The following is a 14,642-nucleotide window of genomic DNA, read 5'->3' on the forward strand; positions in this document are numbered from 1 at the left end:
CACACGCCGTTGACGGTGTAGGCTACCTGCGTGTCCAGCGTGACGATATTCTCAGGTATGTCTTCACGGAAGAACACGCTGGCGTAGTTCAACTTCTCGCGCAGTAGAATCGTAAAGGATTCCGTGTGGCCGGTTTCGTCCAGCATGGACATCAGGATGTTTAGGTCTCCTGCAGTCAGTTGGCAGAAAGCTTCTCTCGACATTGCGCATCACTCCAGCTTCCGTCGGGTCGTGGGACCTGCCCTCTCGAGCAAATATGGGGGCACGAACGGCGCAACCATGGCGGTCGGCCTTTGCTCGTGCTGACGAGACAGGAACTCCCTGTGCCGACCGCGAGCGGTTCGACACAGGGCTACGAGCCTGCGGTGAGGCAACCTCCTCTAGGTTTCCGCTTTCTGCTACCGGGCAAGTGCATGGAGTCCTCGATCGAGTCCTTTTGAGCGCCGGAAGCCTCAGAGGGCGAGTTCGCCCGTCACGTCGTCCTCGACCCGAGCGACCGTCAGACGGTTTCTCTGCCCATCTCGAGAGAACCACTCGACCGCCTGTCCGGACCGGAGACCGAGAAGCGCCACTCCGACCGGCGTCAGGACGGAAATCCTCCCCTCCTCGGCATCGACGTCATCAGGATGGACGAGAGAGAAAGTCCGGCGAATTCCGCCCTCGACCTCGCAAGTGACCACGGACCCTATCCTGATGACGTCGGGCGGCACCTGGTCGTCTGGCAGAACGCAAGGGCGCTCCAGCTTTTCGATCAGTTCAGCGGCGATGTCGAAGTCCCTCGACAAGGCTTGATAGGCCAGGCGGCTGAGAAGAGAATAGTCCGTCGCTCCAATGAAAGGCAGGGGCAGATTCGAGGAGACCATGATGCTGGACATCGTTCGCGATACCTCCGGAACAGGCACGGGATTTCCGCGTGCATGCAGTTGAAATATTCGGGAAGATTGTCGCGCATGTCAGCGAGAATTGTGCTGACCGCGTTCACCCAGGATCCGGCGGGCGACGAGGCCGGATCCGGGTTACGATCCTGCGATCAGGCGGATCCCCAGAGCGTTAGGCGGATATATGTCGCGGTTCGTCAGCATGGCCGGATGATCGCCCGCGGTATCAGGGAAGTCAAGCCGCCCGGCCGGGTGACGCAAGTGCGCAAGCACCCGCGGCACGCAGCCGGAGCGGCATTATCGCCCCCTGCGCCTCAGATCACGCCGAGGGCATCCATTGCCTCGGCCACCCTGGCAAAGCCAGCTATGTTTGCTCCGAGGACATAGTCTCCCGGAGCTCCATATTCCTCTGCGGTCTCGGCGCAACGATCGTGGATCGCCTGCATGATGGTTGCAAGACGCGCCTCGGTCTGCTCGAACGTCCAGCTGTCGCGTGAGGCGTTCTGCTGCATCTCGAGAGCGGAGGTGGCAACTCCCCCTGCATTCGCGGCCTTGCCCGGGGCGAACAGCACACCCGCCTCCTGGAAGATGCGGACGGCCTCCGGCGTGGAAGGCATGTTGGCGCCCTCCCCCACGGCAAGAACACCGTTCTTGACCAATACCCTTGCGTCCTTCCCGGTAAGCTCGTTCTGAGTCGCGGAAGGCATCGCGACATCACAGGGCGCATCCCAGATCGAGCCCGCTTCGATATAGTGAGCCCCGGCGCCTTTCAGTCGCGCATATTCCGAGATCCGCTCGCGACGCACTTCCTTGATCTCCTTGACCAGTTCAAGGTCGATGCCGTCCTCGTCGACAACGTATCCGTTCGAATCGGAGCACGCCACGATCTTCCCTCCGAACTCGACCACCTTTTCCATGGTATAGATCGCTACGTTGCCGGATCCGGAGACGGTCACCCGTTTGCCGTCGAAGTCCAAGGCCCTGGTTCCAAGCATGCGCTGGACGAAATAGGTGGCTCCGTAGCCCGTCGCTTCTTTCCGGGCGCGCGAACCGCCGTAGAACAATGCCTTGCCCGTGAGGACACCGGCCTCGTAGCGGTTGGTAAGCCGCTTATACTGACCGAACATGTAGCCGATCTCCCGGCCCCCGACACCGATGTCACCCGCAGGAACGTCCGTGTATTCGCCGAGATGCCTGTGAAGCTCCGTCATGAACGATTGGCAGAAGCGCATGATCTCGCCGTCCGAACGGCCCCTGGGATTGAAGTCGGAGCCGCCTTTGCCCCCGCCGATCGGCATCCCGGTCAGTGCGTTCTTGAAGGTCTGCTCGAAGCCGAGGAACTTGATGATTCCGACATTCACCGAAGGATGAAACCGGATCCCGCCCTTGTACGGCCCGAGTGCGGAGTTGAACTGAACCCGGAACCCCCGGTTGATCTGGACTTGGCCCTTGTCGTCCACCCAGGGCACGCGGAAGATGATCTGACGCTCCGGTTCGCAGATCCTCTCGATGAGCGCGTTTTCGGCGTAACGGGGATGTTTGGCTATCACGCGCCCGAGGCTCTCCAGGACCTCGCGCACGGCCTGGTGAAACTCGTGTTCACCTCCGTTACGCCTCAGGACTTCGGTTAGAATGGGTTCCAGTTTTTCGTCGACATTCACAATGGTTCTCCTAACGCCGTCTTACCTCAATCGGCACAGGCGCAATATCCGAACGATGTGATTTAGGGAATAAGCAATTTTCGGTTGTTCAACCACCAGTAGGCGAAAGGCGCTTCAGACCTCCCGACTCCCTTTGCGTGGGGGCGTCATCGCCTGAAGATGTGAATCGCGCCGCCGGCGTCGTCGGATACGAGGATGGACCCGTCCGGCGCTTCCTTGACGTCGACCGGACGACCGACGTTTCTGAGGAAGGTGGTTGCCGAGACCGGGCGGCCGCCGCGGAAACGGACCCGCACGACCTGATAGCCGACCGGCACCGACCTGTTCCAGCTGCCGTGCTGGGCCACCAGAGCATCGCCGCCCAGGCTGCGGAAGAAGTGAATCCCAAGCGCTGCGACATGCGCCTGAAAATTGAAGACAGGGGGAATCTGGCGCGCGGGCGGCGTAGCGTCCTCGAACCCTGTGAGCGGCACCTCGCCTCCGAAATAGGGGAAGCCGTAAAAGCCGCCGGGCCGCAAAGCGTTCAGCTCATCGGGCGGGACATCGTCTCCCATTCTGTCGGCACCATTGTCGGTAAAGAACAATGTGCCGCCGCGCCAGTCGAAGCCGACAGAGTTGCGCACACCCCATGCCACTTTGCGAAGGTCGGACCCGTCCTGGTTCATGCTGACGATCGTACCTTGCAGCCCGCGGGGAATGCAAATGTTGCAGGGTGATCCGAGCGAGACATAGAGGCGGGAATCCGGGCCGACGGCGACATAACGATAGCCGTGGGCTCCCGAATTCGGCAGGTCGCGCCGAATAACGCGTCTGCCGCTCAAAGTGCCGCCGCGGCCGATCTCGAAAGCCGTTATGCTGTTTCCCGAAGCGACGAACAGCCGGCCGCGTGAGCAGGCAACGCCGTTCGCATTGGAAAATCCGGAGGCGACCCTGCGGGCGCGGCCGCCGGTCAATGACAGGGCATAGACCGAGGAGCCCTTGGTTCCGACGAACAATACATCGCCGCACACCGCCATCTCGCGTGCGGACGGCACGCGCGCGAGCAGTTCCGCCCGCGCCGTACCGAGGGGCAGGCCGCAGGCGAGTGCCACGGCTGAGAAGAGCGCGACAAAACCGGCTTTCCGGAATGAGAGGCCCATCGCCACCCTCCGAATGCACGCGAATCTGCTGGAACGGAATTGGAGCGGCGCAGTCCCGTTTCAAGCCGAAGCCCGTGCCTCACGGCGAAGTGATCTCCTCTTTCCTTCGTCGAGGCGAACAGGACCGTCATGCGACGCGACGGGAACATCATTCCGGCAACCTGCTCGGCAGCCAGACCCATGCCAAGACCCCGACTGCGAGCGTCAGGAGACCGCCCGTGCCGATCGCGACATGCATGCCGGTGAGGAACGCTTCCTGAGCCTGAATCAGGCTTTGATATGCAAGTCCGGGCTGATCGAGCGTTTCATCGAGCGTCCCCGCTACACCGGGGCCGAATAGCCGGAAGTTCAGTGTCGCCAAAGATCCAAGCAGAGAAATACCCAGCGCGTTGCCCAGTTCGTTGCTGGTCTCCGCTATCGAACCCGCCGCACCCGCCCGGCTCGCAGGAACCGCCGAAACCGCGATGTCGGCCACAAGGCTGAAGGACAATCCATATCCGACGCCGGCGACCATGGTGGAGGCGACGAAGACCGCAATGCCTGCCTCGGTCGTCGTGAAAAGCAGCAGGAAAGCGCCGGCGCTGATCAGCAGATGCGTTGCCACAAGTGCGGTCTTCCGGCCGATCCGTTCGACGATGCGGGCGGTGCAAACGCAGGTCGCCGTCAGCACGATCGCGCCCGGCAGGGTCAACAGCGCGGCGGCGAACACATCGATGCCCAGCACCGATTGCAGGTAGACGCCCGACAGATACCCGGCAGCAGACCACACGACCAGCGACAGAAGGCCCGTCAGAATAGCGATAGAGAAGATGCGGTCGCGGAAGAGACCGAGGTCGAGCAGCGGGTATTCAAGTCTCGTCTGTCTGAGAACGAATAGCGCCAGCGCCATTATGCCGGCGGCTCCGGCAAGGATTTGTGTCGGAGTGAAGCCATAGGCGGCCGCATGCTTGAGCGAATAGGTGAACAGCAAGATGCCGGCAAAGGACAGGACGAGGCTCGCCAGGTCGATGCTGCCGCCGACGGTCGAGCGCACCTCCCGCAACAGGATGGGTGCGCCGATCATGAAGCCGATGACAACGGGGACATTGATGAGAAACACGGCGCCCCACGCGAACTGCCGCAGCAGCATGCCGCCAATGAGCGGGCCGATCGCAAAGCCGGCTGCGAAAGTGGCCGCAAAGATGCCGATAGCCTGAGCGCGCAGTCGCGGATCGGGGAACAAGGCGCTGACGATGGCCAAGCCGGACGGCAGGAGTGTTGCGCCACCCAGCCCCATCAGGGCACGCGAGGCGATCAGCAGCTCTGGCGTTTGCGAATAGGCCGCGCCGAGCGACCCTGCACCGAAGACCGCCGCGCCGGTCATGATGAGTTTCAGCCGGCCGTAGCGGTCGCCGATATTCCCGAAAACGATCAGCAGCGATCCGACCACGAAGCCGTAGATGTCCAGGATCCAGAGCGCCTGATCAGCGGTCGGCTGGAGGGCCGAAGTGACATGCGGCATGGCGAGATAAAGGATCGAGCCGTCCATGGCCACAAGCAGGACCAGGGGTAAAATGGCGATGAGGCCCAGCCATGCGGTTCGATCGGCGGAGCGTGGAAGTGAAGTATCGGTCATGGGCACAAATCCTCTGGGAACCGCATGCGAAGGCATGCGGAGTCGGCCGCCGGCGCGAGGCCGGTGGATGGTTGCGATTGAAGGGCAGTTACTATATACTTCAGGTAAGGTACTTTTGGTATATAGCGATGCCAAGCAGGCCGAAGAAAATGCAGCCTCCCGCCAAGCGTGTCCGTCTCAGTCGCGAGCAGCGACGGCGCCAGCTTCTCGACGTGGCGTGGCAGCTTGTGCGCGAAGAAGGTTCGGATGCCCTGACGCTCCCAAGGCTTTCGCAAGGAGCTGCTGTCGCCAAGCCGGTGGTCTATGATCATTTCGGCACGCGCAATGGCCTGCTGATAGCGCTCTATCGGGATTTTGACGCCCGGCAGACCGAGATGATCGACGCCGCACTCGACGGGAGCGGCCCGACCCTCGAAGATCGAGCCAAGGTCATCGCAACCTCATACGTCGACTGTGTGCTCGCGCAGGGCCGGGAAATGCCCGACGTGCTCGCAGCCCTTGCGGGCTCCCCCGAGTTGGAGGCAGTAAAGCGAGACTATCAACTGGCTTTCATCGAGAAGTGCCGAAGGGCACTGGCGGCTTTCGTGGGGCGGCGAGGCATCGGACCGGCGGGGTTCTGGGCTATGCTCGGCGCTGCTAACGCCCTGTCGGATGCCGCCTCTACGGGGGAGATCACGGCGGCGCAGGCGCAGGAGGAGCTTTTCGCGACCATTGTCGCGATGATCGACAGAAGTCATCGTTGATCACCTGGAGTATCAAGGCCCGACCGGGAACGGTGACCGCAGCGGCAACAGCACCGCGCGTCTTATCGGACGGGCAAAAGTCGCTGTAGCGCTTTGATCTGCTGCATGTTTTTGTCGGCTACGATCAAAGGAAGACGCCGGAAAACGGTCACTCGAACAGGTCTGGATTGTCCGCCTCGATCTGCGGCAGGTCGGCCAGAATGCCGTTGAGATGGCTGCGCATGGCGGCCGCGGCCGCGTCGGCATCCCGCGCGTCGATGGCGGTGATGATCGCCTCGTGTTCGGCAATCAGTTTCTTCATCGAGTCCGGATGGCGCAGCTGGAGGTTGCAGACCCGATCCATGTGTGCCTTGATGTCGGAGATGGCGTTCCAGGCGAGGCCGCAGCCTGCACCCTCGGCGATCGCAATATGGAACTGCTCGTCCTCCCGGCGGAAAGCATTGTGGTCATTCGCCTCATTCGCCGTCTTTTGCCGAGCGAGGATCGTGTCGATCTTGCGTCGCGTCCAGCTATCGAATGTCTCGCTGGCCCGACGCGCCACCGCGACTTCGATCGCCTCGCGCACGAAGCGGGATTCCATCATTTGTCTGGCTGAAATCCGCACGACGACCGTGCCCCTGTTGGGCCGGATTTCCACCAGTTTCGATTTGCCCAGCGCGATGAGCGCCTCGCGCACGGGCTGACGCGACACGCCCATGCGTGTGGCGATTTCCTGTTCGGAAAGCCGCATTCCGGGGGCGAGCTCCAGCCGGATGATGGATTCACGCAAGTCCCGCTCGACTTGGGCCGCGGCGGTTTCGCCGGTGTCGATCTTCAGGGATTCGAGGTTCATGTCTTTCGCCGCCGTCATCCGTTGACATCCAATTTGAACCACCATACAGTACCATACAATTCAGGCGCAACAGAAATCCGGCAAACCGGACGAACAGGGAGGGGCTGGCACCGCGCGGGCCGGCCTGAGAACGCTATTGCTGTCCAATTTCATCGCACCCGATTCCAATGATCCCCGCCTGCGTATTAAATCCCGCTACCAGATGCTTGTCGATGGCAAGTCGGTCGATGCCGCTTCAGGCAGGACGATCGATCGGGTGAGCCCCGGCCACGCCGGCGTCACGGTCGGCACATGGCCGGAGGCCTCGGCCGACGACGTGCGCAAGGCCGTCGCGGCCGCTCGGAAGGCTTTCGATACCGGCCCGTGGCCGCGCATGTCGGGCGCAGAGCGGTCGCGCCTGATGTTCAAGGTCGCCGACCTCATCCTCGAGAGACAGGAGGAGCTGGCTCTGATCGAGAGCCTCGAGGTCGGCAAGCCGATCGCGCAGGCGCGCGGCGAAATCACTTTCTGCGCAGATCTCTGGTCCTATGCCGCCGGCCAGGCCCGAGCGCTGGAAGGACAGACCCACAACAATATCGGCGACGATCGTTTGGGCCTTGTCCTGCGCGAGCCGGTCGGGGTCGTCGGCATCATCACGCCTTGGAACTTCCCCTTCATCATCGCGTCGGAACGCGTGCCATGGGCGATCGGCAGCGGCTGCACGGTCGTGCTGAAGCCCTCCGAGTTCACTTCGGGCACGTCGATCCGTATGGCGGAGCTGGCGCGCGAAGCCGGCATTCCCGATGGAGTGTTCAACGTCGTCACCGGTTATGGCGACCCCGCCGGCCAGGTGCTGGCCGAAGACCCGAGCGTCGACATGGTCGCCTTTACCGGCTCTGTCCGCGTCGGCACGAAGCTCGGCGAGATCGCGGCGCGCAGCGTCAAGCGCGTGGGGCTGGAGCTTGGCGGCAAGGGGCCGCAGATCGTCTTCGCCGATGCGGATCTCGACGCGGCGGCAGACGGCGTCGCCTATGGCGTCTACCACAATGCCGGCCAGTGCTGCATTTCCGGCAGCCGGCTTCTGGTGCAGGAGGGCATCCGCGATGCGCTGATGGAGCGCCTGCTCGACATCTCGCGCAAGGTGACTTTCGGCGATCCGCTGAACGAACGCACCAGGATCGGCGCAATGATCTCGGAGACGCATGCCGAAAAGGTGCATTCCTATGTGACGGCCGGCATCGCATCTGGCGCGGAACTGCTGCTCGGCGGCGAAAGGACCGGCAGGGAGGCCGGCCTTTACTATGCACCGACTGTCTTTGCCGGCGTCACGTCCGACATGTCGATCGCACGCGAGGAGATCTTTGGTCCCGTGCTTTCAACGCTGACCTTCAAGACCCCGGACGAAGCCGTAGCGCTGGCGAACGCCACCGAGTTCGGCCTTTCGGCCAGCGTCTGGTCGACCAATCTCGAAACCGCGCTGCAGAGCATCCGCCGCATCCGCGCCGGCCGATGCTGGATCAACAGCGTGATCGACGGCACGCCGGAGCTGCCGATCGGCGGTTACAAGAAGAGCGGCCTGGGCCGCGAGCTCGGCCGCTACGGCTTTGACGAATATTCCCAGTTCAAAGGCGTCCACGTGACGCTCGGGCGCCCCGCGCCCTGGTTCACATAATCGGCCGCAGTCGGGGTCGGGAGGAGGAATATCTCGGCTGGCGTGATCTTTGGTCGGAGCCCGCCAGCCGAGACTTGGGTCTTGCGACCCGCAATGCACATCCAAAGGGAGGACACGCAATGAAACTGACCAGGCTCAGAACCGCGGCGCTGGCTGCGGGCCTTGCCACCTTGTTGACGTCGAGCGCGCTCGCCGCAGACGTCAAGGCAACGATGATCATCTATCTCGATCCGAGTGTGCAGTTCTTTAATCCGGTGGTGAAGGGAGCGCAAGACGCCGCCGCCCAATTCGGCGTCGACCTGGACGTGCAGTATGCCAACAACGATCCGGTGCGCCAGAACGACCTGATCGAAAGCGCGACGGCCAGCGGCGTCGATGGCATCGCCGTCGCGATCTCCAGTTCGGATGCTTTCGACGAGAGCATCTGCGCGGCAGTCAAGGCCGGTATCATCGTCATCGGCTTCAACAACGATGATCTCGACGGCGCCAAGGGCAACTGTCGCCAGGCCTATGTCGGCATGAACGAGCTTGCCTCCGGCTATGAGCTCGGCAACCGGATGATCAAGGAATTCGGCCTTAAGTCCGGCGACGTCGTCTTCAACCCGCGCGAAATTCCGGAAGCGAGCTTTGCGGTCGCCCGTGGCGGCGGCATCGAGAAGGCGATGACCGAAAACGGCATCAAGGTGGAGACGGTTCGAGCCGGTCTCGACCCCGCCGAAGCGCAGAACATCATTGCGCAATTCCTCATTGCCAACCCGAACGTGAAGGCGCTGTTCGGCACCGGCTCGGTCACCTCGACCGTCGGCGCGGGCGCCATCAAGGACGCCGGCGTAGACATTCCCTTCGGCGGTTTCGATCTTGCGGTCGAGATCGTAAATGCGGTGGAATCCGGCGCGATGTACGCGACCATGGACCAGCAGCCCTATCTGCAGGGCTACTACCCGATGGCCCAGATCGCGCTTGCCAAAAAATACGGGCTGACACCAACCGACATCGACACGGGCCAGGGCGCCTTCCTAGACAAGTCGCGCATCGGTTCGGTCAAGCCGCTGATCGGCAGCTACCGCTAACCGCGTTCCGAGGGAGCCTGCCGGCGCGGCCGGCCGGTTCCCCCTTCCCCAACGATCGGGTGCCAGACCGTGACTCCTGTCCTAGCCGAAAGTGCCGCGCCACGCTCGCGGACCCAGAGACAATCCATCCTCAAGCAGATCATGGGCATGCCGGCGGGAGCGATCTTTCTCGTCTTCATGACCCTGCAGATCGTCTGCATCGCCGGCGCGCTCCTCTATCCGGACGAGTTCCGCTACCTCTCACCGCAGAACCTGACGATCCTGATGAAGGCAATCCCCGTGCTTGGATGCCTCGCGCTTGGAGCCGGCGTACTGATGATCGCCGGTGAATTCGACCTTTCCATCGGCTCAGTCTACACGTTCACGGCCGTGCTGATGGCCTCGCTCGTCAATGCGGGGCTGAGCGCCTTCGTCGCAGCACCTATCGGTATTCTGACTGGCCTGCTGATCGGTTCCCTCAACGGCCATATCACCCTGCGCTTTGGTCTGCCGTCCTTCATCGTCACACTCGGCGGGCTCCTCTTCTGGCGCGGCGCGGTGCTGCTCTACAACGGTGCCGTCCAGGTGCGTTTCGATCCGGAGCCGGTCTTCACCAGCCTCTTTTCCGGCACCCTGTTCGGCGTCAACGCCGCCTTCATCTGGATCGTCCTCTTCGTCATAGGCTTTCACCTGCTGCTACACCGCCACCGCTTCGGCAACCACGTTTTCGCGACCGGTGGCAATCGCGCTGCGGCCGAGGCGATCGGCATCAACACCAGCCGCGTCAAACTGATTGCCTTTGCGATTGCGGGCGGCATGGCTGCGGTGGCGGGCATTCTTGCCACGGCCCGCGTTGGCAGCGTGCAGCCTGGGCAGGGTGCGGGTCTGGAACTTCAGGCCATCGCCGCCTGCGTCATCGGCGGCCTGTCGCTGCGCGGAGGGCGCGGATCGATCATCGGCATCTTTCTCGGCGTGCTGCTCATCCACACGATTACCGACGTCCTGCTTCTCCTGCGGGCACCGGGCTTCTACCTCGACATGTTCATCGCCACGCTGATCGTGCTGGCTGCAATCTTCAACCATCTCATCGAGCGGCGAGGTCTTGCGTGATGTCGACCCCCAATCTTCTCGAACTGCACAACATTTCGAAGAGCTTCGGTGCGCTGACCGCGCTTCGCAATCTGAGCTTCCATATCGGCGAGGGGGAAGTCGTCGGCCTTTTGGGTGACAACGGCGCCGGCAAGTCGACGACCGTCAATCTCATCTCCGGCATCCACAAGCCGACGGACGGCTATCTCAGCGTCGACGGCAAGAAGACGACCTTTTCCTGCCGCTCGGATTCCGCCGATGCCGGCATCGAAACGATCTATCAGCACACCGCGCTGGTCGATTCGCTCTCGATTACCCGCAATATCTTCATGGGTCGTGAGCTGACGGATCGCTTCGGCTTCCTCCGGCAGCGCGAGATGCGCGACATCGCCATGGAAGTCTTGCAAAACGCCGTGCACATCTCCGGCATCGATTCCCCGGATACGCTCGTCGGCAACCTCTCCGGCGGGCAGAAACAGGCGGTCGCAATCGCCCGCGCCGTCTATTTCAAGAAGCGCGTGCTGCTCCTCGACGAGCCGACCTCGGCGCTCTCCGTACGCGAGACGGAAGCGTTGCTAAACCAGGTGCTGAAGCTCAAGGCGGAGAATGTCTCGAGCGTGCTGGTGACCCACAATCTCTACCACGCCTATCAGGTCTGCGACAGGTTCGTGATCATGAGCCATGGCACGAAGGTCTTCGACGTGCAGAAAGCCGATACGACGATCAGCCAGCTGACCGAATATGTCGTGCTCACCTGATGCCGATTGCTCGAAAGGAAGAGGCAGATGCCGTGAAAGTCCAACCAGGGTCAAATGCGATTCCCCTTCCGTCCTAACAGCCGGTTTGGGCGTAGGACCTTTGGCGCTTTGGTCTCGGACCAATGTCCCATCGTCGTAAACGGACGACATGCTAGATTCCGCACTCGGTTTGGTGCCCTGCTAGACTGAGGTCCTGTGATTTCCACGGCGGACCCTGCCTCGCGAGGCTGTGCAACCACCCGCTGCCTGGGAATTGGGACATGGACGACCGCGATATGAAAAACAAAGACGAGGAAAATTCTGCTTCCGACCTCTTGGAAATCGCGGCACAGCTCGCCGCGCTGGCCGAGGACATCAGGACCTTGGCGGCAATGCCGATCGAGCAGAATTCAACATTGATCCAACCCGGCGATAGGCCTGAAGCAACCTCGGAATGACCGTCATTGCCGCCGAGGTAATGCGGCTCTGGTTGCTCTGCCTGCAATGATCGAGAAACCACCGCTTCGATGCACTGATGGAACCATTTTTCAGCAGCAGCCATTGCGCATTAACCTCGTCGATGGATACAGGGCGCAACAATGGACGTACAGAAGGCTGGAATGGCTCGACTGCTGTTGGCGGTACCTGATGTGCGCGACAGTGCTTGGATGATTCACGACCTCACTTTTTTGAAGCTGTGCGAAGTTTACGAGCACGCCTGCCTGCGCCGCGACGTTCTGCGATGTGCGGCATCAAAAGACGACGCCGCCCTGCTCAAATCCGAAGAGGAATGCACGAGCCTCGAGGCGGCCGCCATCGCTTACATTCGCGAGCGCCAAAAGTTCTCCAGCCTCGGGCCCCACTGAGGCAGCATCACAATCATCTAGAAAGCCGCGCTGCGAAAGATCGCCGTCACGAGCCCGCTTTCGCTCCCTCCAGGGTCGGCGGGCTCTGAACTGTGATTTTCCTCCAGGGAGACAAAATCACGGTATGATGACGGATCCCGATCTCAACTGCTGCGATCGTCGAAGCTTCCGCATTGCCTGTCGAGTCTATTTTCCGTCCAACCACTCCTGCAGTTCCGCTTCCGCCCGCTCCAGCGCGCTGTAGTTCAGGAGTTTGCGCAGGAAGGCGACCGTGATGGCGCGGGCACGCAGATTGAAGCGGCCGTCGTCATTGTCGTCGCTCGCGGCCTGGTAGACGTCGAGCTTGTCGTAAAGCTGCTGGAGGCGATTCTGTACGCTGCGCAGCGACAGGCCGCGGCGCCTGGCAATGGCCCTGTCGGTAAGGCCGAGTGCGATATCGACGAGGATCTCGTATTCGGAATCGGTGAAGCCGTTCGTCTGGCCAAGGCTTTTCTGCTGAAGACCCCGCACCTCCCGGTCGATGACGCATTGGCTCTCGACGAAGATCGAGCGCAGTGCAAGCTTCAGCCGTTCGTCGGACGCGGATTTCAGGACGTAGCCATAGGCAGCTCCATCCGGAACGATGCGCGAGACACCGCGTACATACGCCTCGTCCGAATAGTTCGACCAGAAAAGGATGCGGGTCTCCGGCCGCTCCTTCCAGATCGTGCGCGCCGCCTCGATGCCGTTGCGGCTCGCCATCTGCAGATCCATGACGATATGCGCCGACTTGTGATCGCGAGCGAGCTTCTCGCCGACAGTTCCATTTTCCGCCTCGATCACAGTGTCGCATTCCGGCAGGGCTGCATTGACCGCCTCATGCAGGTAGGAGCGATGCAGCGGGTCGTCCTCGACGATCAGAACCTTCATTCCGCCCTCTCCTCGATTGAGCCCGCGTCGTGCGGCGCGAGCGGCAGCACCACGCGGACCACGGTGCCGCGATTATTGTGGCCCGGACCGATCGTGAAACGCGCGGAAATCAGTCGCGCCCGGGTCTTCATGTTGTCGATTCCCTCGCCGATCCGTCCCCGCGTTTTGGCAAGTCCGGTTCCATCGTCCGAAATCTCGATCGACAACCGGTCGTCGCCCGCGTCGAGCCGCACCTTGACGGCAAGCGGAGCAGCGTGGCGCACCGCATTGTTGATCGCCTCCTGAGCGATGCGGAACAACGCGACGACGACGGTCGGCTCCAGCCGTTCCAGCGCACCATTCGTCTCGTCGGCAAGGCCCCATTCGATGATGGAGCCCGCGTCCCGAGTCGAGCGGTCCAGGTGGTGCTCGATCGCCTGGCTAAGTCCGAAGAGCTGCAGAACGGAGGGCTTTGCCTGCTCGATGATCTGCCGCAGGTCCTGCATGCAATGCTGCAGGGAGCGGGAGACGGGCTCCAGTGCCTCCGGCGCCACCTCGCCGTTGCGCGACAGCCGATCGATCCTGCGGGCGAGACGCGTCAGGTCGGCGAGCGTCTGGTCGTGCAGGTCCATGCCGATGCGCTGGCGCTCCTGCTCCAATGCTTCGGTGAGTTTCAACGCACCCAGCCGCAGGCCCTCCTCGCGAGCACGGGCTTCCGCTTCGACGATCGCCGACCGTTGCGCTTGCTCTGCCGCCCGCAGCGCGAAGAAATAGGGCGTAAGCAGGTCTGCGATAATGCGGGCCCGCTCGACGTCCTCCATCGTGTAGACACCCGCTTCCTGCGAGGAACATGAAAGCGCCGCGATGATCGCGCCCTGAACCTTCATCGGTACATGCAGGCGGCTCCTCAGCGACTGTTCGACGATCGGCCGCTTGAATGCGCCTTCGAAATGGAAGCGCGGGTCGATCATTGCGTCGTCGGCCAGCAGGAAGTCCACGTCGCCCCATAGAAGGGAGCGGATCGGACTGTTGACGACAGGTGCGCCGGCAAGGTCGCCCCAGGCGGTCTCGATGCCCGTCTCATAGGCGGTGTGATAGTTGCCGTCCTCGAGGAGCACGCAGACATCGAGATGGTCGTGCGGGATGATGTGCGCGACCTCTGCCGCGACCGAGCGAATGGCCGAGCGAAAGTCGAGCTGGCCCGCAAGCAACCGGGAAATTCCGAGATAATGATCGAACATGGCTGCGGGTGCAGGATGCAGCATCATGGTTTCCTCCAGAAGCGGCAGGCTCCTCAACCCGCCGCAGTCGCTTCGCCAGTAAGCGCCCGCGGGAGCGCCGCCGTCTTGCGTAAACCCGCAGCTTGTTTCGCAAAACCCGCAAACATCTTGCCGCCTTGCGCCTGTACAGGCCCGTCGATCTCCCGCATCCTGCCCTTACTGAGAGGAGGAAGCTCAGTGCAAGAACAATCTCACTCGACCCCGATTGGCCGGG

At 62.2% G+C, this 14,642-nt stretch carries 14 protein-coding genes; 7 read left to right on the forward strand and 7 right to left on the reverse strand.

The window, feature by feature from the left end; translation table 11 throughout:
- Positions 1-452 precede the first annotated feature (452 nt).
- The 4 genes from rnk to ACTJKL_RS12660 form a co-directional block, all read right to left on the reverse strand.
- Positions 453-875 (reverse strand): nucleoside diphosphate kinase regulator, encoded by a 423-nt coding sequence (rnk, locus tag ACTJKL_RS12645; protein ID WP_100673516.1) that lies wholly within the window; start codon positions 873-875, stop codon positions 453-455.
- A gap of 317 nt (positions 876-1,192) precedes the next feature.
- Positions 1,193-2,539 carry an NADP-specific glutamate dehydrogenase gene (gene gdhA, locus ACTJKL_RS12650; protein ID WP_440853010.1) on the reverse strand — a complete coding sequence of 449 codons (1,347 nt, stop codon included), beginning with the start codon at positions 2,537-2,539 and terminating at the stop codon, positions 1,193-1,195.
- A 146-nt stretch (positions 2,540-2,685) separates the two neighbouring features.
- Positions 2,686-3,678, reverse strand: a complete 993-nt coding sequence (locus ACTJKL_RS12655) for a PQQ-dependent sugar dehydrogenase (protein ID WP_440853011.1) — start codon at positions 3,676-3,678, stop codon at positions 2,686-2,688.
- Between the two features lie 148 nt (positions 3,679-3,826).
- Positions 3,827-5,293 (reverse strand): MFS transporter, encoded by a 1,467-nt coding sequence (locus ACTJKL_RS12660; protein WP_440853012.1) that lies wholly within the window; start codon positions 5,291-5,293, stop codon positions 3,827-3,829.
- A 128-nt stretch (positions 5,294-5,421) separates the two neighbouring features.
- Here ACTJKL_RS12660 and ACTJKL_RS12665 point away from each other — a divergent pair, with 128 nt between their 5' ends.
- A complete protein-coding gene (locus ACTJKL_RS12665; RefSeq protein ID WP_440853013.1) occupies positions 5,422-6,036 on the forward strand; it encodes a TetR/AcrR family transcriptional regulator in 615 nt (204 codons plus the stop codon).
- 148 nt (positions 6,037-6,184) lie between these two features.
- Here the strand turns inward: ACTJKL_RS12665 and ACTJKL_RS12670 are convergent, their stop codons facing one another.
- Complete coding sequence (locus ACTJKL_RS12670; protein WP_440853014.1) at positions 6,185-6,886, reverse strand: GntR family transcriptional regulator; 702 nt, start codon at positions 6,884-6,886, stop codon at positions 6,185-6,187.
- A gap of 118 nt (positions 6,887-7,004) precedes the next feature.
- Between ACTJKL_RS12670 and ACTJKL_RS12675 the strand changes: the two genes are divergently transcribed.
- From ACTJKL_RS12675 to ACTJKL_RS12700, 6 genes are all read left to right on the forward strand, one after another.
- On the forward strand, positions 7,005-8,519 hold the full coding sequence (locus tag ACTJKL_RS12675; protein WP_440853015.1) for an aldehyde dehydrogenase family protein: 1,515 nt from the start codon (positions 7,005-7,007) through the stop codon (positions 8,517-8,519).
- 119 nt (positions 8,520-8,638) lie between these two features.
- Entirely contained in the window at positions 8,639-9,589 is a 951-nt protein-coding gene (locus ACTJKL_RS12680; RefSeq protein WP_440853016.1) for a sugar ABC transporter substrate-binding protein, read from the forward strand.
- Positions 9,590-9,658: 69 nt separating this feature from the next.
- Positions 9,659-10,678, forward strand: coding sequence for an ABC transporter permease (locus tag ACTJKL_RS12685; protein ID WP_018096437.1), 1,020 nt, complete (start codon positions 9,659-9,661; stop codon positions 10,676-10,678).
- On the forward strand, positions 10,678-11,415 hold the full coding sequence (locus tag ACTJKL_RS12690; RefSeq protein WP_003525223.1) for an ATP-binding cassette domain-containing protein: 738 nt from the start codon (positions 10,678-10,680) through the stop codon (positions 11,413-11,415). The genes ACTJKL_RS12685 and ACTJKL_RS12690 overlap by 1 nt, the downstream gene beginning before the upstream one ends.
- 260 nt (positions 11,416-11,675) lie before the next feature.
- Positions 11,676-11,852 (forward strand): hypothetical protein, encoded by a 177-nt coding sequence (locus ACTJKL_RS12695; protein WP_440853017.1) that lies wholly within the window; start codon positions 11,676-11,678, stop codon positions 11,850-11,852.
- Between the two features lie 141 nt (positions 11,853-11,993).
- Positions 11,994-12,260 (forward strand): hypothetical protein, encoded by a 267-nt coding sequence (locus tag ACTJKL_RS12700; RefSeq protein ID WP_440853018.1) that lies wholly within the window; start codon positions 11,994-11,996, stop codon positions 12,258-12,260.
- 186 nt (positions 12,261-12,446) lie between these two features.
- On the opposite strand, the gene ACTJKL_RS12705 is transcribed toward ACTJKL_RS12700, so the two are convergent.
- The gene (locus ACTJKL_RS12705; RefSeq protein WP_440853019.1) at positions 12,447-13,169 is read right to left on the reverse strand and encodes a response regulator; all 723 of its coding nucleotides are present in this window, start codon (positions 13,167-13,169) and stop codon (positions 12,447-12,449) included.
- Positions 13,166-14,413 (reverse strand): sensor histidine kinase, encoded by a 1,248-nt coding sequence (locus ACTJKL_RS12710; protein ID WP_440853086.1) that lies wholly within the window; start codon positions 14,411-14,413, stop codon positions 13,166-13,168. Before ACTJKL_RS12710 ends, ACTJKL_RS12705 begins: the two co-directional genes overlap by 4 nt.
- Between the last annotated feature and the right edge of the window lie 229 nt (positions 14,414-14,642).

The organism is Sinorhizobium sp. 22678, assembly GCF_052044265.1.
Lineage (GTDB): Bacteria > Pseudomonadota > Alphaproteobacteria > Rhizobiales > Rhizobiaceae > Sinorhizobium > Sinorhizobium meliloti_A.

What these genes read in the sequence shown, in the direction of transcription:
- ACTJKL_RS12690 (WP_003525223.1), top strand. Translation starts at nt 10,678, where the DNA reads ATGTCGACCCCCAATCTTCTCGAACTGCACAACATTTCGAAGAGCTTC.
- ACTJKL_RS12700 (WP_440853018.1), top strand. Translation starts at nt 11,994, where the DNA reads ATGGACGTACAGAAGGCTGGAATGGCTCGACTGCTGTTGGCGGTACCT.
- ACTJKL_RS12680 (WP_440853016.1), top strand. Translation starts at nt 8,639, where the DNA reads ATGAAACTGACCAGGCTCAGAACCGCGGCGCTGGCTGCGGGCCTTGCC.
- ACTJKL_RS12655 (WP_440853011.1), bottom strand. Translation starts at nt 3,678, where the DNA reads ATGGGCCTCTCATTCCGGAAAGCCGGTTTTGTCGCGCTCTTCTCAGCC.
- ACTJKL_RS12670 (WP_440853014.1), bottom strand. Translation starts at nt 6,886, where the DNA reads ATGACGGCGGCGAAAGACATGAACCTCGAATCCCTGAAGATCGACACC.
- ACTJKL_RS12665 (WP_440853013.1), top strand. Translation starts at nt 5,422, where the DNA reads ATGCCAAGCAGGCCGAAGAAAATGCAGCCTCCCGCCAAGCGTGTCCGT.
- ACTJKL_RS12660 (WP_440853012.1), bottom strand. Translation starts at nt 5,293, where the DNA reads ATGACCGATACTTCACTTCCACGCTCCGCCGATCGAACCGCATGGCTG.
- ACTJKL_RS12705 (WP_440853019.1), bottom strand. Translation starts at nt 13,169, where the DNA reads ATGAAGGTTCTGATCGTCGAGGACGACCCGCTGCATCGCTCCTACCTG.
- rnk (WP_100673516.1), bottom strand. Translation starts at nt 875, where the DNA reads ATGTCCAGCATCATGGTCTCCTCGAATCTGCCCCTGCCTTTCATTGGA.
- ACTJKL_RS12710 (WP_440853086.1), bottom strand. Translation starts at nt 14,413, where the DNA reads ATGCTGCATCCTGCACCCGCAGCCATGTTCGATCATTATCTCGGAATT.
- ACTJKL_RS12695 (WP_440853017.1), top strand. Translation starts at nt 11,676, where the DNA reads ATGGACGACCGCGATATGAAAAACAAAGACGAGGAAAATTCTGCTTCC.